The organism is Christensenella timonensis, assembly GCF_900087015.1.
Taxonomy (GTDB): Bacteria; Bacillota; Clostridia; order Christensenellales; family Christensenellaceae; genus Christensenella; species Christensenella timonensis.
In genome coordinates this window covers 1,716,462-1,737,527 of the sequence record NZ_FLKP01000002.1, presented here as the reverse complement: position 1 = coordinate 1,737,527, position 21,066 = coordinate 1,716,462, and the positions used below count along the sequence as shown (strand labels likewise).

The 21,066-nt window shown below is 51.5% G+C and carries 21 protein-coding genes and 1 pseudogene; 21 read left to right on the top strand and 1 reads right to left on the bottom strand.

The annotated features are described in order from the left end of the window. Positions 1-2 precede the first annotated feature (2 nt). Complete coding sequence (locus BN6471_RS09735; RefSeq protein WP_066648343.1) at positions 3-665, top strand: beta/alpha barrel domain-containing protein; 663 nt, start codon at positions 3-5, stop codon at positions 663-665. A gap of 47 nt (positions 666-712) precedes the next feature. Here the strand turns inward: BN6471_RS09735 and BN6471_RS09730 are convergent, their stop codons facing one another. Then, on the bottom strand, positions 713-1,159 hold the full coding sequence (locus BN6471_RS09730) for a hypothetical protein (protein ID WP_066648341.1): 447 nt from the start codon (positions 1,157-1,159) through the stop codon (positions 713-715). A gap of 205 nt (positions 1,160-1,364) precedes the next feature. On the opposite strand from BN6471_RS09730, the gene fusA reads away from it, so the two are divergent. From fusA to alr, 20 genes and pseudogenes are all read left to right on the top strand, one after another. Further along, positions 1,365-3,440 (top strand): elongation factor G, encoded by a 2,076-nt coding sequence (fusA, locus tag BN6471_RS09725; RefSeq protein ID WP_066648335.1) that lies wholly within the window; start codon positions 1,365-1,367, stop codon positions 3,438-3,440. Between the two features lie 149 nt (positions 3,441-3,589). Then, on the top strand, positions 3,590-5,341 hold the full coding sequence (pyk, locus tag BN6471_RS09720; protein ID WP_066648333.1) for a pyruvate kinase: 1,752 nt from the start codon (positions 3,590-3,592) through the stop codon (positions 5,339-5,341). An 8-nt stretch (positions 5,342-5,349) separates the two neighbouring features. Next, positions 5,350-6,258 (top strand): DUF2156 domain-containing protein, encoded by a 909-nt coding sequence (locus BN6471_RS09715; RefSeq protein ID WP_162270200.1) that lies wholly within the window; start codon positions 5,350-5,352, stop codon positions 6,256-6,258. After that, positions 6,255-7,313, top strand: a complete 1,059-nt coding sequence (locus tag BN6471_RS09710) for a GNAT family N-acetyltransferase (protein ID WP_066648332.1) — start codon at positions 6,255-6,257, stop codon at positions 7,311-7,313. Before BN6471_RS09715 ends, BN6471_RS09710 begins: the two co-directional genes overlap by 4 nt. Before the next feature lie 107 nt (positions 7,314-7,420). Next, on the top strand, positions 7,421-7,720 hold the full coding sequence (locus BN6471_RS09705) for a hypothetical protein (protein ID WP_066648330.1): 300 nt from the start codon (positions 7,421-7,423) through the stop codon (positions 7,718-7,720). Continuing rightward, positions 7,717-8,391: a F0F1 ATP synthase subunit A gene (gene atpB / locus BN6471_RS09700; RefSeq protein WP_066648328.1), complete on the top strand. Its 675-nt coding sequence runs from the start codon at positions 7,717-7,719 to the stop codon at positions 8,389-8,391. The genes BN6471_RS09705 and atpB overlap by 4 nt, the downstream gene beginning before the upstream one ends. A 63-nt stretch (positions 8,392-8,454) precedes the next feature. Further along, positions 8,455-8,685, top strand: coding sequence for an ATP synthase F0 subunit C (gene atpE / locus BN6471_RS09695; RefSeq protein WP_066648325.1), 231 nt, complete (start codon positions 8,455-8,457; stop codon positions 8,683-8,685). A 39-nt stretch (positions 8,686-8,724) separates the two neighbouring features. Next, positions 8,725-9,201 carry a F0F1 ATP synthase subunit B gene (gene atpF, locus BN6471_RS09690; RefSeq protein WP_066648322.1) on the top strand — a complete coding sequence of 159 codons (477 nt, stop codon included), beginning with the start codon at positions 8,725-8,727 and terminating at the stop codon, positions 9,199-9,201. Positions 9,202-9,204: 3 nt separating this feature from the next. Beyond that, positions 9,205-11,001 (top strand): annotated as a pseudogene (atpA, locus tag BN6471_RS09685) (F0F1 ATP synthase subunit alpha); the annotation flags it as partial. Positions 11,002-11,063: 62 nt separating this feature from the next. Further along, the gene (gene atpG, locus BN6471_RS09680; RefSeq protein WP_066648317.1) at positions 11,064-11,924 is read left to right on the top strand and encodes an ATP synthase F1 subunit gamma; all 861 of its coding nucleotides are present in this window, start codon (positions 11,064-11,066) and stop codon (positions 11,922-11,924) included. A gap of 34 nt (positions 11,925-11,958) precedes the next feature. Next, a complete protein-coding gene (atpD, locus tag BN6471_RS09675; RefSeq protein WP_407919473.1) occupies positions 11,959-13,350 on the top strand; it encodes a F0F1 ATP synthase subunit beta in 1,392 nt (463 codons plus the stop codon). Next, positions 13,351-13,764, top strand: coding sequence for an ATP synthase F1 subunit epsilon (gene atpC, locus BN6471_RS09670; RefSeq protein ID WP_066648313.1), 414 nt, complete (start codon positions 13,351-13,353; stop codon positions 13,762-13,764). Between the two features lie 62 nt (positions 13,765-13,826). Then, positions 13,827-14,393 (top strand): bifunctional adenosylcobinamide kinase/adenosylcobinamide-phosphate guanylyltransferase, encoded by a 567-nt coding sequence (gene cobU, locus BN6471_RS09665; protein WP_066648310.1) that lies wholly within the window; start codon positions 13,827-13,829, stop codon positions 14,391-14,393. Continuing rightward, complete coding sequence (gene cobS / locus BN6471_RS09660) at positions 14,390-15,127, top strand: adenosylcobinamide-GDP ribazoletransferase (protein WP_066648307.1); 738 nt, start codon at positions 14,390-14,392, stop codon at positions 15,125-15,127. The genes cobU and cobS overlap by 4 nt, the downstream gene beginning before the upstream one ends. Beyond that, on the top strand, positions 15,124-15,690 hold the full coding sequence (locus tag BN6471_RS09655; RefSeq protein ID WP_066648304.1) for a histidine phosphatase family protein: 567 nt from the start codon (positions 15,124-15,126) through the stop codon (positions 15,688-15,690). Before cobS ends, BN6471_RS09655 begins: the two co-directional genes overlap by 4 nt. A 119-nt stretch (positions 15,691-15,809) precedes the next feature. Beyond that, positions 15,810-17,111, top strand: coding sequence for a phenylacetate--CoA ligase family protein (locus BN6471_RS09650; protein WP_066650038.1), 1,302 nt, complete (start codon positions 15,810-15,812; stop codon positions 17,109-17,111). Positions 17,112-17,133: 22 nt separating this feature from the next. After that, positions 17,134-18,861: an indolepyruvate ferredoxin oxidoreductase subunit alpha gene (gene iorA, locus BN6471_RS09645; RefSeq protein WP_066648301.1), complete on the top strand. Its 1,728-nt coding sequence runs from the start codon at positions 17,134-17,136 to the stop codon at positions 18,859-18,861. Beyond that, entirely contained in the window at positions 18,858-19,436 is a 579-nt protein-coding gene (locus tag BN6471_RS09640) for an indolepyruvate oxidoreductase subunit beta (protein WP_066648299.1), read from the top strand. Before iorA ends, BN6471_RS09640 begins: the two co-directional genes overlap by 4 nt. 46 nt (positions 19,437-19,482) lie before the next feature. Further along, the gene (locus tag BN6471_RS09635; protein ID WP_066648296.1) at positions 19,483-19,914 is read left to right on the top strand and encodes a hypothetical protein; all 432 of its coding nucleotides are present in this window, start codon (positions 19,483-19,485) and stop codon (positions 19,912-19,914) included. 9 nt (positions 19,915-19,923) lie between these two features. Then, positions 19,924-21,051, top strand: coding sequence for an alanine racemase (alr, locus tag BN6471_RS09630; protein ID WP_066648293.1), 1,128 nt, complete (start codon positions 19,924-19,926; stop codon positions 21,049-21,051). Positions 21,052-21,066 lie beyond the last annotated feature (15 nt).

Sequence of the window (21,066 nt, the reverse complement as noted above, 5' to 3'; positions counted from 1 at the left end):
GGATGTTACAAAGCAAAGAATATGAAAGCAAGCTCCGTTATATGATCCTGACGATGCCTGAAGTGATCAGCCGGGCGCCGGGAATCAAGATATTCGGAAGGACGCTGCGGTCTTTCCTTTTTACAACAGATACTTCCCTGATCAAAAACACGGACGCGGACGCGGTCATGGCCGTATATCCTTTTCCGCCGCAGCCGGCGATCAACCAGGCGATCCTGAATACTGCAAGTATCCCTGTGATGTGCAGTGTGGGCGGCGGTGAACTGGCCGACGACCGGGTGCTTCACATGGCGATGGAAGCTGAATGGGGAGGCGCGTTCGGCGCGGTGCTGAACCCTGTTGCAGATAACGAGCTTGTGGCAAAGCTCAAAAAGCGTATCGATATCCCCACGGTAGTGACCGTGGTATCCGAGCGGGAGGATGTGGAAAGAAGGATCGAAAGCGGCGCTGACATCCTGAACGTTTCAGGTGCTGAGAATACTTGTAAGATCATAGAGCAGATACGGAATAAATGTCCTTATATACCGATCATTGCGACGGGAGGGCCGACGGATGAAACGATCCGCGAAACGATCGAATGTGGTGCGGACGCGATCACGTACACGCCGCCTTCCAATGCGGAGCTGTTCCGTATGACGATGCAGGTATACCGCGAAAAACTGTAAGAAAAAGGCCCCGGAGCTTCCGGAGCCTTTTTTATATTCCAGATCAATCAGGAACCGCTTGTGAACTGGCCTGTCGCAATGCCGTAAATAACGAAGATCGCAAGGAAAACGATCAAACCGATGAGCCAGAATTTCACGAATACCCGCGTGGAAAGGCCGAGCTTGCGTTCCACCGCACGCTGTATGAGCAGCACAGCGGCAAATACGATGACAAACAGGTATTGCAGCAATACGTTGTCTGAGCCGGAACCAAAGGTGATACAAAGCCATATTGCACCGCCCGCGGCGATCCCTAAGATAGCCTGGATGATATTGATCGTTTTTTGTGAAAACTTGGATACGTGGGTGATAACGGGAAGGGTATCCTCTTCCTCTTCTTCAGGAGTTTCCGTGTCCGCGTTTTCGTCCTGGACTGTCAATTCGGTTTCCGGTGTTTCTTCCTGCGCTGCCGGAGTCTCCTGTTCTTCTACTTTCTCTTTATCTGTTTCGCTCATGGGACACATACCTCACAATTTGATTAATTTATAGCGACTTCAATATTATATATAATATTGCCCCGTAACACAAGAATTTCAGTGCAACAATAAAAAAAGATTTCCTTTTTCAGGGGATATCTGTTAAACTAAGAATATACATTTTATCCTATTTTTTGAATTTTAAAGACTTCACATAAATAATTACACTTGGAGGTCTGGTTATATGAAAGAATACAATCCACAAGACATCTTGAACATAGCTGTCGTCGGGCACGGCGGTGAAGGAAAGACCACGCTTACAGAAGCGATGCTTTTTGATTCCGGTGCGCTGGAGCGTATGGGAAAAGTGGAAGACGGAAACACGGTAACAGACTATGACAGCGAAGAAATCAAGAGGCATATTTCAATCGGGATGGGTCTTGCGCCTGTCGAGTGGAAAAATAAAAAAATAAATTTGATCGATGTGCCGGGTTATTTTGATTTTGAAGGCGAAGCGGTTGCGGCGTATGAGCTTGCGGATAGCGCGCTCATTGTTTTAGGGCCGAACGGTGTCGTTCCGGTAGGTGCGCAAAAAGCATACGACTATTGCGTGAAGCATGATATCCCGCGTGCGTTCGTCATCAATCAGATTGATAAGGAAAACACTGATTTTGCAAAGACGGTCGGCGCGCTGGGGACAAAATATGGCGCTGCGGTAACGGCAGTACAGATGCCGATCATGAACAGCGGAAAATTTGAAGGCGTGGTAGACCTGATCGATATGAAAGGATACCTCTTTGACGGGAAATCCCTGAAAGAAACGGATATCCCGGCGGATATTGCGGACGAGGCGAACGCGCTGCGGGAAACCCTGGTAGAAAATGCCGCGGGCAATGACGAAGCATTGATGGAAAAATTCTTTGACGGGCAGGAATTGTCCAAAGAGGATATCATCAACGGCATGCGGGCAGGCATCCTGCAGGGAACGGTTGCTCCTGTTTTTGCGGCCGCTGCAGCAAGCGACCTGGGCGTAAACGTACTGATGGACGGCCTGCTGGCACTGATGCCGTTGGCCGCTGAAATCGCTCCGATATACGCAGAAGACGCGAGCGGTAAGGAAATCGAGCTCAAGAGGGATCCGGCAGCCCCGTTTGTAGCGCATGTCTTAAAGACGATCGCCGACCCGTTTGTTGGAAAGCTTTCGATTATTAAAATCGTACAGGGAACGCTTACCTCGGATATGACGGTCACCAATGGAAATACCAGCAAACAGGAGAAATGCTCGAACCTGGGCATGATGCGCGGCAAAAAGCTGATCAATGCAGCCAAGCTGGTGGCGGGCGATATTGGCGCGATCGCCAAATTGCAGAACACGGCGACGGGAGACACCCTGTGCACGGGCGCGTGTACGCTGCGTTTTCCGCCGATCGCATTTCCGGAGCCTTCGATTTCCCTTGCGGTTACGGCAAAGAAAAAAGGCGAAGAGGAAAAGGTTTTTGCCGGGCTGCACAGGTTGGAGGATGAGGACCCGACGTTCAAGCTCGTCAAAGATACCGAAACGGGCGATATGCTGGCGAACGGTATGGGAGAAATGCATCTGGAAATCATCAACAACAAACTGAAGAGCAAATTTAATGTGGAAGGCGAATTGCACGATCCGCGTATCCCTTACCGGGAAGCAATCAAAAAACCTGTCAAGGCACAGGGAAAACATAAAAAGCAGTCGGGCGGCCATGGGCAATACGGCGATGTATGGATCGAATTCTCGCCGGTGCCGGACGGGCTTGCAGACTTTATCTTTGAGGATAAGATCGTGGGCGGCGTAGTACCGCGCCAGTATATCCCTGCCGTGGAGAAGGGACTCAAGGAGAGCATCAAGAAGGGCGTGCTTGCGGGTTATCCGGTCGTAGGCTTGAAGTGTACGTTGTACGACGGATCGTACCACACAGTAGACTCTTCCGAAATGGCTTTTAAAGTGGCGGCGAACCTTGCGTTTAAAAAGGGCATGGCCGAAGCGAACCCGGTTCTTTTGGAGCCTATCGTCAAGGTCGTGGTCACGATCCCCGACGAATATATGGGCGATATCATTGGAGACCTGAACCGCAGGCGCGGCAGGATACTGGGAATGAACCCGGCAGACGGTATGCAGGAAGTGACGGCGGAAGTCCCGATGAGCGAGATGTTCAAATACGCGACTGACCTTCGCTCCATGACACAGGCGCGCGGAAGCTTCAAGCAGACGTTTGAGCGTTACGAGGAGGTCCCGGCCCAGATGGCGGATAAAGTAATCGCGCAGGCGAAACAGGATATGGAAGAATAAAAAACGTTATCTGTGAGCTGCATCAGAAAGTGGTGCAGCTTTTCTTTTGTAAAAATGTGGGGTAGCATACGAGCATTTTGTCCGTATTTGTGATAGAATAGAATCATTGTGATGAATCATAAAAATTTATATATATGGAGCGTTATGACATGAGGAAAACAAAGATTATATGTACGCTTGGCCCCGCCTGTGAAGACGAGAACACCATTGAGAGAATGATGGAAGCGGGCATGGATGTTGCGCGGTTCAATTTTTCGCATGGCGAGCATGAAGTGCAGAAGGAAAGGATCCAGAAGATCCGCAAGATCAGCAAAAAAATGGGACGTTATATCTCCTGCATGCTGGATACCAAAGGGCCGGAAATCAGGATCGGCAAGTTTGAAAACGGCTCTGTAGAGCTGAAAACAGGCAACACGTTCACGTTGACGACACGCGAGGTGCTGGGAGACGAAACGGTGGTATCGATCTCGTTCAAGGACTTGCCGCGTGATTTAAAGCAAGGGGCGGTGATCCTGATCGACGATGGCCTGATCGAGCTGCAGGCGACCAACATCACCGAAACGGATATTGCGTGTAAAATATTGAATGGCGGGAAATTGGGAGACCGAAAAGGCGTCAATGTTCCCGGGTTTTCGATCTCCCTGCCTTATATCAGCGAAAAAGACAGGGCGGATATTGTTTTTGGCATCGAAAATGAATTTGATTTCATTGCGGCAAGCTTTACGCGTACGGAGCAGGATATCCTTGATATCAAAAAGATATTGGAGGAACACCACAACAGGAGCATCCGGGTCATTGCCAAGATCGAGAATGCGGAAGGCGTTAGGAACATCGACGATATCCTGCGGGTTTCGGACGGCATTATGGTCGCGCGTGGGGACATGGGTGTGGAAATCCCCTTAGAAGACGTCCCGGTCTACCAGAAACGCCTGATCGATAAAGCGTATACGGCGGGCAAGATCGTCATTACGGCAACACAGATGCTGGATAGCATGATACATAACCCGCGCCCCACAAGGGCCGAAACGACGGACGTCGCGACAGCGATTTACGACGGCACGAGCGCGATCATGCTTTCAGGGGAAACGGCGGCGGGAAGCTACCCGGTGGAAGCGGTGCAAACGATGGCTCGTATTGCGCTGCGCGCGGAAAAAGATATCGATTATAAGGAACGCTTTGAACAAAACGATATCGATTGTTTTTCAGATGTGACGAATGCGATCTCGCATGCGGCATGTACCACGGCTTATGACCTGGGGGCCTCGGCGATTATTACCGTCACCAAAACGGGCACGTCGGTGCGTATGACCTCAAAATACCGACCGTCCATCCCAATCATCGGCTGCTCGCCAGATCCGATCGTGTGCAGGCAATTGAGCATGTCTTGGGGTGTGATCCCGCTGGAGGTGGAGCAGAAAAACAATACGGATGAATTGTTTTCCACAGTGGTGGATACGGCAAAACAGGCAGGATATTTAAAAAATGGCGACCTGGTCGTAATCATGGCGGGCGTGCCGCTTGGGATCGCCGGAACCACGAATCTTTTGAAGGTGCATATCGTGGGCAATGTCCTAGTGAAAGGCGTGGGTGTCAACAATCTCTGTGCCTCCGGAAATTTGTGTGTGGCTAATACGGAAAAGCAGGCACGGCAGCTGTTCAAGCAAGGAGATATCCTGGTCATTCCGAAAACCTCCAACTATATTCTGGATTTAATGAAGCAGTCCGCGGGTATTATAACAGAGGACGACAACCTGGATTCGCATGCTGCCATCGTCGGCATGGCGCTTGATATCCCCGTCCTTGTGGGCGCGGTCAGTGCGACGCAGATCCTGAAGAGCGGGACGCATATCAAGCTGGACGCGGAGCGCGGACTTGTTTGCAATGAAAACAGTGAGGAATGATTGGATTTATGCTGAATTTTAAACCGTTGGAGGTCGAAGACAAACCTCTTTTTGACAGCTTTGTGCTGGTGAACGACTACAGGCACTCGGAAGCATCCTTTTCCAACATGTATACCTGGCAGGAAGCCTGGGATATCCAGATGGCGGTGTATGAAAACGCGTTGTTTGTCAAGATGTACAGCGACGTCTATAAGCCGTTTATGCTTCCGCCGTACTTAAAGGACTTAAGCCAATCCATTGCGCCGTATATGCAGATGTGTGAAGACTATATGGCAAAGGAGAACGGCGTTTTTTACATCAAATGCGCAACGCCGGAGATGGTGGAAAAGATCAAACGCGATTGCGGCGACCGCTACAGCTTCGCGTATGACGAATACAACTCGGAATATGCCTATAATACCGAGGATTTGATCAATTTATCAGGCAAAAAGTATCATTCCAAGCGAAACCATGTGAACGCGTTTTTGCGCGACTATGAAAGCACGGTGGAGCCCTATGACGATCAGTACAGGGACGCATGCCTGAAGCTTCAGATCGAATGGTCAAAAGAAAAGGACGGCGATCCGCGCGAGGCGCAGGAGGAGCTGCTTTCCATTGAGAAAGCGCTCGACCACTGGCGCGAGCTCAATTTTAAAGGCTGCGTGGTCAAGATCAAAGGGGAAGTAGTGGCGTTCTCATTTGGAGAACAAATCAACCGCGATACGGCGATCATTCATATTGAAAAGGCAAAGGCAGGCGTCAACGGCCTCTATGCTTTTATCAATCATGAGTTCGTCAAACGCGTATGGTCGCACTGCAAATATATCAACCGCGCGGAGGATATGGGCGTCCCCGGGATTCGGAAAGCGAAAAAGTCTTATCACCCGGCATTTATGCTGGAAAAATACGATGTGCTGTTGAGTGGGGAAGAGCGATGAACATCCGGCCGCTTGATGGATCGCGCGCGCAGGAGGCAAAGCAAGTCTGGAAGACCTGCTTTGGCGATTCGGACGCATTTATCGATCGATATTTTAAAAGTTTTGTGCAGTATGAAAGAACCCTTGGCTGTTACGAAGGCGGCAAGCTGTTAGCAGATCTTTTTATGCTGCCGTTCTGCGGAAAGCTGCAGGGAAGGCTGTATGAAGCGGACTTTTTGGCAGGCTGCGCAACGCTGCCAGAGGCAAGGAAGCAGGGGCTGATGCGTAGGCTTGTCCGGGAAGCGATGCTGGACATGAAAAAACGCGGCAGGGTGGTTACCTACCTTCATCCGTTTTTGCATGCCTTTTACCGGCAATTCGGCTATGAAACGGTTGCTTATGTCCGGCGGGAAAGTATGAAGCCGCGACGTACAAACGGCGATGGGGATATGGCCAGGATCGATACGGCGTTTCAGGACGTACCTGTGAGGCGAATGTTTGACGCATACGGCAAATATATCGCGCGTTTCGATAATGCTTTTGTCCGTACGGAGGAACGCTTTGAAGGCTGGCTGCGCTTACTGTTTGCAGACGGTGGATGCTGTGCCACGCTGGCGGGAACGGATACCTGTGCTTATGCACTTTACTATATGGAAGGCGATATTGCAGAGGTCTTTGAGCTGGTATGCGCGGAGGAAGCGCAGCGGCAGCATTTGCTGGATGCGATCCCGGCGGAAACGGTCAATTATTTTCTCCCGGCCACAAATGACACGGGCGGCGAGGAAGAATTCACGATGATGCGTGTGCTCGATCCTGCCGCTGTACTGACGGGACTTGTATTAAAAAAAGACAGGTTCACGGTCGCGGTTGCCGATCCTTTTCTGGGAGAGGATTATTTGTTTGAAATCATAGCGGCGGATGGTCAGAAGAACAGGGTGGAGCCTTTTGCGGGTTCGCCGGATATCGCGCTTTCTATTTCGGAATTTGCCAAAGCCGCCGCAGGAGCGTTCCCGGCGGACGATATATGCGCGGATTTTTTTCAAAGGCAGACGGCTGTCTTTTTCGAGACCTATTGATTTTGCTGTTCAGTTTTTTAGTTCGTTTTTTTATGCCCGGCATTACTTGCATTATCAAGCAAATAGGATTATTATAATATATAATTTTATGGGAGAAGGAAGCTGCCATGTGGGGAGTCTTTGTAGGGATCGGCCTCGGGGTACTGGAGATCGTGATCTTGAAAAAGTTGATTGCTATGATGACGGCTACGCGCAGTTCGGCGGCAATCGCAGTGCCGGTCACGATATTGAAGCTGGCCCTGATTCTGGCCGTTCTTTTTCTGATGGCAAACTTTGTTTCGATCGAGGCGATGCTCTGGTGCGCGGCGGGCACTGCGGCAACGATGATCGTCATCCCGGTCTTAAACAGTATTGCTACTATAAAAAAATATAAGCATCAGCAGCATGGAGGTGAGCAAAAGCAATGAATATACCCAGTGTATTTCCCGCAAAGGTTACGATATTCGGCGGAATACAGGTGAGCCAGACCTTGATCGCTGCTTTCGGAACAACGATCGGCATCATTATTTTTGCGCTTATCTTTCGTTTTGTTATTTTAAAAAATTTCAAGAGGGTTCCCAAAGGATTCCAAAACGTCATGGAGCTCATGGTGGACGGCGTCAATAAATTCTCTTCGTCGATCATGGGCGACAAAGCAAAGGCGATCGCGCCATATATCCTGACGGTGTTTGCCTTTATCATCTTAAGCGGTGCGTTGGAATTTTTGGGGATACGTTCCCCGGCTACCGACCTTGACTGTACGATCGGGCTTGCACTGATCACTTTTGTTCTGATCATTGCCTTTTCCATCCGTTACAGGGGTGTGAAGGGATGGCTGAAAACATATGCGGAACCCAAACCGTTTATGGTTCCGATCAACGTGCTTTCTTCGCTCGCTGTCCCGGTCTCGCTTGCCTGCCGGTTGTTTGGCAATATGTTCAGCGGGCTTGTGGTTATGGATATGCTTTATGGGGCGCTCGGTTACTTTGCGATAGGTATTCCGGCCCTTGCTTCGATCTATTTCATATTATTCCACCTCGGCATGCAGTCTTATGTATTCACGATGCTGACCATGTCGTTCATGGAAGAAAAGCTTTAAGAGGGTTCAAAACCGTGTAACGCGGATAAAAAATTTTTATTGCAATAAATGGAGGTAGAAAAAATGGATGTTGGTTTGATCGCAATTGGCGCAGGTATCGCTGTTTTCACTGGCATGGGCGCAGGGATTGGTATGGGTATCGCTACGAGCAAGGCTTGTGAGGCGGTGGCGAGGCAGCCCGAAGCAACGGGCAAGATCAACCAGGTGCTTTTGATTGGCCTGGCATTGGCAGAATCTACGGCAATTTATGGATTTGTTATTTCTATTATCATGATTTTCACGATGGGAAAATAGGGATAACGATTTTTGACAGAAGGCTCATGAGGGATTGGTATGGAAATCAATGTAGTTGAGATACTGCTTTATATCGTAAATATCGTAATACTGTTTTTCTTTTTGCGGTGGCTTCTTTATAAGCCGATCACAAAGTTTTTGGCAAACCGTACGAACGAGATACAAAAACAGATCGACGAGGCTGCGCAGAAGTATTCGGATGCGGAGCAATTGAAAGCAAGATATGACGAGATGATGCACAACGCGCAGGACTTGGCGACGGAACTGATCAACAAAGGCAAGTCGGTCGCAGACGAGCAGGCGCGCCAGATTGTTGCGGAAGCGGAAGAAGCGGCGGAAGAGATCCGTGCGCGTACGGATAAGCATATTGAATCGCAGAAGCAGCAGGCAGTGATTGAGATGAGGCAAGAAGTGACCAAAATGGCGATCCAGATCGCGGAGAAGGTTTTGGAGCGCGAAGTGTCTTATGAGGATAACAAGAATATCATCAACAAATTTTTTGAGAAGGTGAGTTAACAGTTGGAATTAAAGGGAAAACTCGTTTGCGCAACTGAATTTACACCCGACGAAATTTCTGCGATTGTCGCAAAGTTTGAAAAGCTTTTTGATGCGAAAATAGATTTCAAGGTCGAGATCGACCCTACGCTTATCAGCGGGTTTACCGCAACGGTAAACAATATGGTTTACGATTTGAGCGCGAAGTCTTATCTTGACAGGATGCAGGATTATATCGGCGACCATTCGGGACAGGCAAGCTCGGAGAAAATCGAGGACATCATAGAGACGCTCAGGCAGAAAGTGAGCGGGGAGCTTAGGGAAAGTTCCATTGGGAGCGAGCTGGAAAAGAAAATTACGCAATATGATGTGAAATATGATATTGCCATGATCGGTATCGTGGAACGTACGGGCGACGGCGTTGTCTTTGTACGCGGCCTTGAAGGGTGCAAATACGGCGAGCTCCTGCAGTTTGAAAACGAGGCATACGGAATCGTCATGAACCTGGAAACGGAACGCGTGGGAGCGGTGCTCTTAAACGGCGTTGCAGATGTTGTGGAAGGTTCCATGGTACGGCATACGGGCGATGTGGTAAAAGTTCCGGTGGGCGATGCCGTGCTGGGGCGCGTCGTGAACCCGTTGGGGCATCCGATCGATGGGAAAGGGAACATCCTGACGGATGAAAGCCGCCCGATCGAAACGCCCGCTCCGTCGATCATCGACAGGCAGTCGGTCGATACGCCATTGCAGACTGGCATCATGGCCATCGATTCGATGATCCCGATCGGCAGGGGCCAGAGGGAACTGATCATCGGCGACCGCCAGACGGGAAAGACGGCGATCGCGGTCGATACGATCATCAACCAAAAGGGCAAAAACGTGAAGTGCGTATATGTTGCGATCGCGCAAAAGGCCTCTACGATCGCGGAGATCGTCAACAGGCTGGATGAATTCGGCGCGCTCGATTATACGGCAATCGTGGCCTCTACGGCAAGCGACACAGCGCCGATGCAGTACATTGCACCGTACGCGGGCTGTGCGATCGCGGAAAGCTTTATGTATCGCGGAGAGGATGTGCTGATCGTCTATGACGACCTTTCAAAGCATGCGGTAGCTTACAGGACGATGTCCCTGCTGCTCCGCAGGCCGCCGGGACGTGAAGCGTATCCGGGCGATGTATTCTACCTCCATTCGCGCCTTTTGGAACGCGCGGCCAAGCTTTCAGATAAGTTGGGCGGCGGTTCTATGACGGCACTGCCGATCATTGAGACAATGGAAGGGGATATTTCGTCTTATATCCCGACGAACGTGATCTCGATCACAGACGGGCAGATATACCTTGAGACGGAGCTGTTCAACTCCGGACAGCGGCCGGCAGTTAACGTAGGCCTTTCGGTATCCCGTGTCGGCGGCAGCGCGCAGATCAAGGCAATGCGCAAGGTGGCGGGGCCGCTGCGCTTAGAGCTTGCGCAGTATCGCGAGCTGGAAGTGTTCTCGCAGTTTGCATCCGACCTGGACAAAGCGACGCAGGACGCACTGACGAACGGCCTGAAGGTAACGCAGGCATTGATCCAGCCGCAGTATGCGCCCTACCCTGTGGAAAACCAGGTCATTTTGCTGTGTGTGGCGACCAATAAGCAGCTGATGGATGTGCCGGTCGATAAGGTGCGGACGTTCAATGACGATTTTCTGGACTTTGTCAACGCGAAATATCCACAGGTAAAAGGCGGGATCAAAGAAACAGGCCAGTTGTCCGAAGAAAACGAGAAATTGATTTTGGATGCGGTAGCAGAATTCAAACGCGGCTTCCTGAAGGAAAAGGCGCAGACGGAGGAGTTCCCCGTGGCTGAATCGCTGGAAGCGAAAGTGAGTGTGGACGCGGAATGAGGAGCACGGCTGATGTAAAAAACAGCATACACGCCATAAACGATACCAGCAAGATTACAAAAGCCATGAAGCTGATCGCTACCTCCAAGATGAAAAAGGCGATTGCGCGCTACGACGCGAACCTGCTGTATTTTAACCGTGTCAGGAGTGCGCTTAAGGATATTTTGGTTCATTCGCATGAGCTGCACCATACATTTCTGGAAAAGCATGAGCAGGGCAGCCCTGCGTATATCGTCATTGCGGCGGACAAAGGTTTGTGCGGCGGTTATAACCACAATATCCTGAATTTTGCGCATGATTTCATGACGGAAGGCGATAAGTTCGTTATTACGATCGGACAGGAGGCGCGTGCGTTTTTTGAAAGAAAGGGTACGCCCATCGATGTGGAATACCTGCATATCTCGCAGAACCCCACGCTTTATGAAGCGCGCAATTTGGCATCCGACCTCTCTACGCTTTACAAAAGCGGAGAGATGAACGAGGTATACCTGATTTATACGAGGTATTTTTCGTCTGTCAAACAGGTGCCGACGGCGCTCAAGCTGCTTCCGGTTGAGCTTGACGAGTTTGACGATATCGAGACCGAAGTGGACTATGACAATGAAATGAATTATTATCCGTCGCCGCGCAAGGTCTTTGATATTTTGGTACCGCAATATATCATCGGGCTGATTTACGGCGCGCTCATACAGGCGTTTGCCAGTGAAAACAGTGCGCGTATGATGGCGATGGACGCTTCTTCCAAAAATGCGGACGAAATGCTCGGCAAGCTGGGGATCGAAATGAACCGCGCGCGCCAGGCGGCGATCACGATGGAGATCACGGAGATCGTGGGCGCGATGGATGCGTTAACCTAAGAGGAGTTTTGAATATATGTATGATTATAAGATTGTGAGCGAAGGCGAAATCATCAAGATCACAGGGCCGGTTATCGACGTGAAGTTCGAGGAAAATGCCGATCCGTCTATCAACACGATCCTGTATGTGGAAAATGAAGGCAGCACACCGGTCTGGATGGAAGTTGCATCGCAGATCGGCGATAATGTGGTGCGCTGCATCGCATTGGAGGCGACGGAAGGACTGGCCTGCGGCATGAAGGTAGCCAATACCGGCGAGCCGATCAAGGTTCCGGTGGGCGACCAGATTTTGGGCCGCGTTGTGAACGTCATGGGTAAGGCGATCGATGGGAAAGAAGACATCAAGACGGATGAATATTGGCCCATTTACCGTCCGGCTCCTGATTTTTCGGAGCAGAACCCGGTTTCGGAGATTTTTGAAACGGGCCTTAAGGTCATCGACCTGATCTGTCCATACGCAAAAGGCGGCAAAATCGGATTGTTCGGCGGCGCCGGCGTTGGCAAAACGGTATTGATCAATGAATTGATCCATAATATCGCGACGGAAAGCGGCGGGTATTCCGTTTTCACAGGCGTAGGGGAAAGAAGCAGGGAAGGAAACGACCTGATCAGCGAGATGGCGGAAAGCGGTGTGCTGGAAAAAACAGCCCTCGCATTCGGGCAGATGAACGAACCGCCGGGATCGCGTATGCGCGTTGCGATGACGGGCCTTACGATGGCGGAGTACCTGCGCGACAAAACAGGGCAGAACGTACTGCTGTTTATCGATAATATTTACCGCTTTATCCAGGCGGGATCGGAAGTATCCGCGCTTTTGGGACGTATTCCTTCGGCTGTTGGATACCAACCGACGCTGGCGAACGAATTGGGGGCGCTGGAAGAACGTATCACTTCCACCACACATGGGTCGATCACTTCGGTGCAGGCGATCTACGTCCCTGCCGACGACCTTACGGATCCGGCGCCGGCGACGACCTTTTCGCACCTTGACGCGATCACGGTGCTGTCAAGAAGCGTTTCCGAGCTTGGTATCTACCCGGCGGTCGACCCCCTGGAATCCACATCGAGGATCCTTGACCCGCGCATCGTGGGCGAGGAGCATTACGATGTGGCAAACCGCGTAGTGCATACGCTGCAAAGGTACAAGGAACTGCAGGACATCATCTCGATCCTGGGCATGGAAGAACTCGCGCCCGAGGACAAGATCACTGTATTCCGCGCACGGAAAATACAAAAATTCTTGTCGCAGCCGATGTTTGTGGCGGAGGTCTATACAGGTATCGCCGGAAAATATGTTTCGCTGAAGGACACGATCAGGAGTTTTAAAGCGATTTTGGACGGCGAGGTGGACGATTTGCCGGAGCAGGCGTTCCACATGGTCGGCGATATTGACGATGTAAAAGAAAAAGCAAAGGATATGGAATAAATGGCTGCAGAATTCCTGGTGGAAATTTTAACGCCCGAACGCTCTTTTTTCTGCGACAATGTCCAATCCATCATTTTTCCGACGGAGGATGGGCAGATGTCTATCCAGAAAGGGCATGAATCGGAAGTTGTGACGGTCGTGCCGGGCGAGGTGAAAATAAATACGGGAAAGAAATGGCTGATCTGTTCTGTCGCGGAAGGCTTTCTGGAAGTGCGCCCGGATGAAACGATCATGTTTACACAGGCCGCGGAATGGCCGGAGGAAATAGACGTAAAACGTGCGGAACGTGCAAAGGAACGCGCGGAGGAACGCATGCGGCAGCGGATGAGCGCGGAGGAATACCGGCGCAGCAAGATCGCGCTTGCGCGCGCGATGGCAAGGCTGAGCCTGACAAAAAGAAAAACGACGCTGTAGCGGCGTAAAAAGACGAGGATATCGGCCCCGTCTTTTTTATCGACAAAGGGGAGAAAACAGCTATGGGAAGGATCATCATGCTGACCGGAGGCGCGCGCAGCGGGAAAAGCGCGTATGCACAGCAATTTGCTTCCGGCTACAGGGATGTGGCGTATGTGGCGACGGCGATCAATACAGACGAAGAGATGGAAAAACGGATCAGGCGGCACAGGCAGGATCGTCCGCAGGAATGGACGACCTATGAGGAACCATATGACCTGAAAAAAGTGACCGCTTATGGGAACCACGATGTTTATCTGATCGATTGCCTGACCGTTTATATCACGAACCTGATCTGGGCAGAAAAGAATGATTGGGATGAATGGGAAATCCTTTCGGCCGGCGAACAAGCGGAGCTGGAATATAAAATCGAAACAAAAATCAGGGAGCTTCTTGCGGCGTGCAGCGCAAGCAAAGCGGATTTTATTATTGTGACCAATGAAGTGGGGATGGGACTCGTGCCGGAGAATTCCCTGGGAAGGCTGTTCCGCGATATCAGCGGCAGGGCTAACCAGATGCTGGCACAACAGGCCTATGAAGCGTATTTTGTGGTAAGCGGGATGCTGATGCTTCTGAAAGGCGGCGCATGAAAAAACTTGGACTGGCGATCCAGACGATGACGAGATTGCCGCTGAAAAAACAATTTGACGTTACCTGCCAGGATTACGCGGACAGCGTTGCATGGTTTCCGTTGACGGCGCTCATGACGGGCGCGGTGATGCTGGCTGTCTACCAGCTTTTTTTATTGACGGGCATCCCCTACCTGCCGGCGTTTTTATGTGTGGTCGCAGGGATCATGTTTACAGGCGGATTGCATATCGATGGGTTTGCGGATGTGTGCGACGCTTTTTTTACAGGGAAAACAAAAGAACGCACCTTGGAGATCATGAAGGACAGCCGCGTCGGGACGTACGGCGTCCTGGGCATCATCTTTGTCGTAGCAAGCAAAACATTTTTGATCCCGTCTGTCGATCCCGCGCGGGTATTGTGGATATTGCTGGCGGCGCCGCTATGCGGTAAGATCCCGCTCGTGTTTTGTGCCAAACTGAGCCGTTATCCGCGGCAAGACGGTATGGCGAAATGTATTGTAGAACACCTGAAAACGGATACGGCGCTGGTTGCGATCACCCTTTGTGCCGCTGCCGCCGTTCTGGCCGGCGGGTTTGCCGCAGGGTCGGTCTCTGTAGCCTGCATGATCGCGATTGGGGCGGCGATGCATTTTATTGCCGGCCAAAAGATCGGCGGCGCGACGGGCGATGTGTTGGGCGCGTGCAACGAACTGGGAGAGATCGTTTTTCTGCTGGTGATGGCGGTGATGCTGTGAAAACAAAAATAACTTTCCTGCGCCACGCGCAGACGGACGCGAACAAGGATGGTAATTTTTGCGGCAGCCTCGACCTGCCCCTGAATGAAACGGGGAAGCGGCAAGCGGCGCAGGCGGCAGCGCTGCTCGGGAATACGAAGTTTGATGTTGTGCTTTACGGAAGGGCCAGGCGTGTTTGTAAGACGGCGGAAGCGGTGGTCGCAAAGCTGCGCCAAAAACCGGCCGCTATTTTACAGGCGGAAGAAATCCGCGAAATGGATTTTGGGATATTTGAGGGGCTGCACTATCGCGAGGTCGCCAAACGATACCCGGAAGAATGGCAAAAGTACATGGACGACTGGCGAACTTATGTTTTCCCGCAGGGAGACGGGGTCGCGGCATATTACAACTCATGCAGCCGATGGGTGGATGGATTGATCGATAAATACGGCGGAAAAAGCATCCTGGTCGTTGGACACAAGGGGTTTATTCTGAACTGCCTGTCTGCACTTTTGACGCATGACGGAGGAGACGTGTTGTCGCGCGATATCGGGAATGCGGAAACGGTGTCGCTGGAAGTATGACTCCGTTGTTAAAAACCGTAGAATGGTGTTTCTTTTTCAAGCGCATTGTATTATAATATTTATGATTTGTTTAGCGGCTGAGGCCGTTTTCGTTTTAGGAGGGAATTTGAGTGGAACACATTATCTGGAACAAGGAAATGGAATGTGCAGACCGTGGTAAAATAAGGGAACTGCAGCTTGAACGATTGAAACACACGGTAGCGTATTGTTATGATAATGTTCCGCATTACAAGAAGAAGCTGGACGAAATCGGTTTAAAGCCAGAGCATATCAAGACCTTGAAAGACATCAGGAAACTGCCGTTTACCACCAAAGACGATTTGCGTGAGAATTATCCGTACGGAATGTTTGCCGTGCCGATGAAGCAGGTCGTGCGCGTACACGGTTCTTCGGGCACGACGGGAAATCCGACGATCGTCGGATATACGCGCCACGACCTTGATATGTGGACGGGCCTTGTTTCGCGTATTGCCTGCGCCGCAGGGCTGCTCCCGGACGATATTGCGCAGATATCCTTTGGCTACGGGCTTTTTACCGGAGGCTTCGGATTGCATTATGGGCTGGAAAATGTAGGCGCGAGCGTCATTCCCGTATCGAGCGGGAACACGGAGCGCCAGATTAAGTTCATGCAGGATTTCGGAAGCACGGTTCTCATCAGCACGCCGTCGTATGCGCTCTATTTAGGAGAAACGGCGCAGAAGATGGGCATCGATTTTAAAAAGCTGAAGCTGCGCCTGGGGCTTTTTGGAGGCGAAGGGCATACCAAAGAGATGCAAAAGCAGATCGAGAAATACCTGAACATCACAGACACGGAAAACTATGGGCTTTCCGAAGTCATCGGGCCGGGCTTCTCCGGCGAATGTTACAAGCAAAATGGAATGCATATCGCGGACGACGAGTTTATCTCTGAAATCATCGACCCGGACACGGGAGAGGTGCTGCCGATGGGGGAGAAAGGCGAGCTTGTTGTGACGAGCCTGACCAAGGAAGCGCTGCCCATCCTGCGTTACCGTACGAAGGATATCACGCGGCTGTCCGACGAGCCCTGCCCATGCGGACGTACGACGACGCGTATGGAAAAGGTTTCGGGACGTACGGATGATATGCTGATCATCCGCGGGGTGAACGTATTCCCATCGCAGATTGAGGGCGTGCTGCTGGGCATGGAGGACGTGGCGCCGCATTACGAGATCGTCCTGACCACGGAAAAGCATCTGGACCGCATCGAAGTAAAGGTCGAGGTTGCAGACGAGGGGCTGCTCACAAGCTATAAAGCTTTGGAAGCGCTCAAGGAGCGCATTGCACATAATATCTTTACCGTGCTCAATATGCATGTGAAGGTAACGCTGGCAGAGCCGCAGTCCTTAAAACGGTTTGAAGGCAAGGCGCAGAGGGTCACAGACCTGCGCACGAACGAATAGATGGAAGAGGGAAGCAGAGCAGATGAAGAAAATTATGCTTGGAAATGAGGCGTATGCACAAGGGGCGTACGAAGGCGGTGTAAATGTCGTTTCCTCCTATCCCGGTACGCCGAGTACGGAGGTAACGGAGAATATCGTCAAATATGACGAGGTATATGCAGAGTGGGCGCCCAACGAAAAGGTGGCGCTCGAAGTTGCGGCGGGGGCTTGCTATGGCGGCGCGCGGGCGCTTTGCTGTATGAAGCATGTGGGACTGAACGTGGCGGCCGATCCGCTTTTTACGGCGTCCTATACGGGCGTGAACGGCGGATTGGTGATCCTGGTGGCGGACGACCCGGGGATGCATTCCAGCCAGAATGAGCAGGATTCGCGTTTTTATGCGCGCAGTTCCCATGTGCCGATGCTGGAGCCATCAGACAGCATGGAAGCAAAGGAATTTATGAAATATGCATTTTCGCTGAGTGAAAAGTTTGATACGCCTGTACTTTTGCGTTCTAACACGCGGATTTCACATTCGCGCGGCATCGTGGAAATCGGCGGGCGGGAAGAAGCGCCCTTAAAGGATTACCAAAAAGATATCAGGAAGTACGTGATGATGCCGGGGATGGCAAAAGCGCGCCACATCGTGGTAGAACAGCGGATGAAGGATTTGGAAGCGTTTGCGGATACGTGCGAGCTGAACCGTGCGGAATATTTAAGCGATGAGGTCGGCGTGGTCACGAGCGGTACTTGTTATAACTATGTAAAGGAAGCGCTGCCCAATGCGAGTGTCCTTAAGCTGGGGATGGTGTACCCGCTGCCTAAGAAACTGATTGCTGAATTTGCTTCCAAGGTCAAAAAGCTGTATGTGATCGAGGAATTGGAACCGTTTTTTGAAAACCAGATCCGTGTGATGGGTATTCCTGTAAGCGGAAAAGAGCTGTTTACGGTACAGGGAGAGTACTCCGTCAATATGATCAAGGAAAAGTTATGCGGCGAAGTATGCCGGCCTGCCAGGGCGGAAGCGCTGCCCATGCGCCCGCCGGTGCTTTGCCCGGGATGTCCGCACAGGGCGGTCTATTATATGTTCAACAAGTTAAAGCTTACGGCGATGGGGGATATCGGCTGCTATACACTGGGGGCGGGCGCACCGCTAAATGCGATCGATACGACGCTTTGCATGGGCGCTTCGATCGGTATGGCGCACGGCATGGAGAAAGCGCGCGGAAAGGACTTTGCGCGTAAGCTGGTGAGCGTGATCGGCGACAGTACGTTTATGCATTCGGGTATTACAGGGCTGGTCAACATGCTTTATAACGGTGCGACTTCTACCGTGTTGATTCTCGATAACTCCACGACGGGTATGACCGGGCACCAGGATCACCCGGCTACAGGGAAAAATGCCAAGGGGGAACCGGCTCCTGCCGTCAGCATTGAAAAACTGGTGGAAACGATCGGCGTCAAGCACGTCAGGATTTTGGATCCGTTCGATCTTCCGGAGCTGGAAAAGGCGTTGAAGGAAGAAACGCAGCGTGACGAACTGTCTGTGATCATCACACGGCGCCCATGCGTCCTGATCGACCGGGCCTCGGTCAAAGGCGCGTTGTGCGTCTGCGACGACTGCCGGAATTGCGGCGCGTGTATGAAGCTCGGCTGCCCGGCGATCGTCAAGGGGGAAAGCAAGGTGCAGATCGATCCTTCGCTCTGTATCGGATGCGGACTATGCGCGGACATTTGTCCGTTCCATGCGATCGGAGGTGCGGCAGAATGAAGAGTATCGTAATTGCCGGGGTCGGCGGACAGGGAACCCTGCTTACAAGCATGGTGTTCGGACAGATTGCTTTGAAGCTTGGCTATGATGTAAAGCTTTCCGAGGTGCACGGTATGGCGCAGCGCGGTGGAAGCGTCGTGACCTATGTGCGGATCGGAGACCGGGGCGAGAAAATATATTCCCCTGTGATCGACGAGTGCGGGGCGGACATACTGCTTGCGTTTGAGCAGTTGGAGGGTTTGCGGTGGATGCCGTTTGTAAAACCGGATGGCGGAAAAGTATATTGCAATACGCAGAAAATTTTGCCCATGCCTGTGATTACGGGCGCTATGGAATATCCGCAGGATATCCCGGAAAAGATCAGGGAATATTTTGCGGACGCCGTATTTGTAGACGCACTTTCCCTGGCGAACGAGGCGGGAAATGTGAAGGCGGTCAATACGGTGCTTTTGGGAGTCCTTGCAAAGAATATGGATATCGATAAGGAAATCTGGCTGGAAGCCATACGCGCAGTGGTAAAACCGAAATTTATTTCCATGAATGAAAAAGCGTTCGAGCTGGGGTATTCCCTGTAAGGCAGGGCAGTGAAAGGGCTACGAAACAAACAGGAGGGCGACCAATATGCTGATCAAACAAATTTCCGTATTTGTAGAAAATAAAAAAGGCCGGCTTTACAGCCTGACCAAGGCGCTTGCGGACAGCGGGATCGATTTGAAAGCGCTGAGTATTTCGGATACTTCGGAATTTGGCATCCTGCGTTGTATTGTAAACGACCCGCAGGCCGCGTTAAAGATCGTGAAGGACGCGGGTTTTACCGCGAGCGTGACCGAAGTCCTGGGGGTTGAAGTGGAAGACGAGCCGGGCGGACTTGCAAAGGTGATGGATATCCTCAACCAGAATGATATCAGCGTGGAATACCTGTATTCCTTTGTGGGGACACGCAGCGACAATGCGCTTATTATTTTCCGCGCAGAAGAAACGGAAAAGGCTTTTGAGCTGTTGAAAAATTCCGGGCTTAAAATTTTGACGGAAGAAATGCTCTATAACATTTGAGGTTATGTTTTGTATAGGAAAACGTACGCGCGGATACGCCTTGAAAACCTGGAGAAGAACATCAAAAATGCGATAAAGCATTTGCCGGAAGGCTGCAAGGTCGCTGCCGTTGTAAAAGCGGACGCTTATGGCCACGGTGCGGTTATGTGTGCCCGGGCCGCACAGCGTGCCGGGGCGGAGATGCTGGCGGTGGCTTTGGCGGAAGAAGCGATCCCGCTTCGCGAGAACGGGACGAGCCTCCCGGTCATGATCATCGGGCGTTCCAATGCAGTGCAGCTGAAGTTGGCGGTACAGCTCGGGCTGGAACCGTGTATCTTTACACCGGCGGAGCTAAGGCTATTGCAAAAGGAAGCGCGGAAAGCCGATAAAATGGTCAGGGTGCATTTGAAAATCGATACGGGCATGAGCCGGATTGGTCTGCGCAGCATGGAGGAGCTGGATTGCTTTTTAGATACGCTGCGCAGTTGCGACCGCATCCTGTTAAATGGCGTATTCACCCACTTTGCGAACAGCGATGCGCAAAGCAAGGAACATGCCTCCGGTCAGCACGACCTGTTTATGCGCTATGTAAAGCGCATCCATGACTGTGGGTTTGCTCCTATGGTGCATGCCGACAATAGTGCGGGAACGATCGACTTGCCGCAGTTTGGGCATGATATGGTACGTTACGGGATATCCATGTACGGATACTATGCTTCGCCTTATGTCTGTAAGGAGAAGGTGGAACTGCTGCCGGTGATGGAGGTTTTCGCAGAGATATCGCATATCAAGACCGTTCCGAAGGGGACGTGCATCGGCTATGGCAGTACGTTTACCACGGCGCGTGAAACGAGGGTCGCGACTGTTCAAATCGGTTATGGCGACGGCTATAACCGTCTGCTTTCAAACAAGGGCAGGATGATCGTGAAAACGGAAAAAGGCGCTTATTACGCGCCGATCCTCGGCCGCGTTTGCATGGATCAGACGATGATCGACGTGACGGATGTGGAGGGACGGTTGTCGGTAGGGGATGAAGCGGTCGTCCTCGGCACAGCGGGCGATAAAAAAATCGACGCGGACGAGATCGCTGGTTTGTGCGGCACGATCAGCTACGAAGTGCTGCTGGGCTTTAATGGGCGCATACCGCGCGTTTATTGAAACACATTAGTGGAG

Bases quoted from the DNA above. Each gene is read 5' to 3' on its own strand.
- BN6471_RS09705 (WP_066648330.1), top strand. From the start codon at position 7,421: ATGTGGGGAGTCTTTGTAGGGATCGGCCTCGGGGTACTGGAGATCGTG.
- atpG (WP_066648317.1), top strand. From the start codon at position 11,064: ATGAGGAGCACGGCTGATGTAAAAAACAGCATACACGCCATAAACGAT.
- BN6471_RS09730 (WP_066648341.1), bottom strand. From the start codon at position 1,159: ATGAGCGAAACAGATAAAGAGAAAGTAGAAGAACAGGAGACTCCGGCA.
- BN6471_RS09735 (WP_066648343.1), top strand. From the start codon at position 3: ATGTTACAAAGCAAAGAATATGAAAGCAAGCTCCGTTATATGATCCTG.
- iorA (WP_066648301.1), top strand. From the start codon at position 17,134: ATGAAGAAAATTATGCTTGGAAATGAGGCGTATGCACAAGGGGCGTAC.
- atpF (WP_066648322.1), top strand. From the start codon at position 8,725: ATGGAAATCAATGTAGTTGAGATACTGCTTTATATCGTAAATATCGTA.
- atpC (WP_066648313.1), top strand. From the start codon at position 13,351: ATGGCTGCAGAATTCCTGGTGGAAATTTTAACGCCCGAACGCTCTTTT.
- BN6471_RS09710 (WP_066648332.1), top strand. From the start codon at position 6,255: ATGAACATCCGGCCGCTTGATGGATCGCGCGCGCAGGAGGCAAAGCAA.
- atpB (WP_066648328.1), top strand. From the start codon at position 7,717: ATGAATATACCCAGTGTATTTCCCGCAAAGGTTACGATATTCGGCGGA.
- fusA (WP_066648335.1), top strand. From the start codon at position 1,365: ATGAAAGAATACAATCCACAAGACATCTTGAACATAGCTGTCGTCGGG.
- BN6471_RS09715 (WP_162270200.1), top strand. From the start codon at position 5,350: ATGCTGAATTTTAAACCGTTGGAGGTCGAAGACAAACCTCTTTTTGAC.
- cobU (WP_066648310.1), top strand. From the start codon at position 13,827: ATGGGAAGGATCATCATGCTGACCGGAGGCGCGCGCAGCGGGAAAAGC.
- BN6471_RS09635 (WP_066648296.1), top strand. From the start codon at position 19,483: ATGCTGATCAAACAAATTTCCGTATTTGTAGAAAATAAAAAAGGCCGG.
- atpE (WP_066648325.1), top strand. From the start codon at position 8,455: ATGGATGTTGGTTTGATCGCAATTGGCGCAGGTATCGCTGTTTTCACT.
- BN6471_RS09640 (WP_066648299.1), top strand. From the start codon at position 18,858: ATGAAGAGTATCGTAATTGCCGGGGTCGGCGGACAGGGAACCCTGCTT.
- pyk (WP_066648333.1), top strand. From the start codon at position 3,590: ATGAGGAAAACAAAGATTATATGTACGCTTGGCCCCGCCTGTGAAGAC.
- cobS (WP_066648307.1), top strand. From the start codon at position 14,390: ATGAAAAAACTTGGACTGGCGATCCAGACGATGACGAGATTGCCGCTG.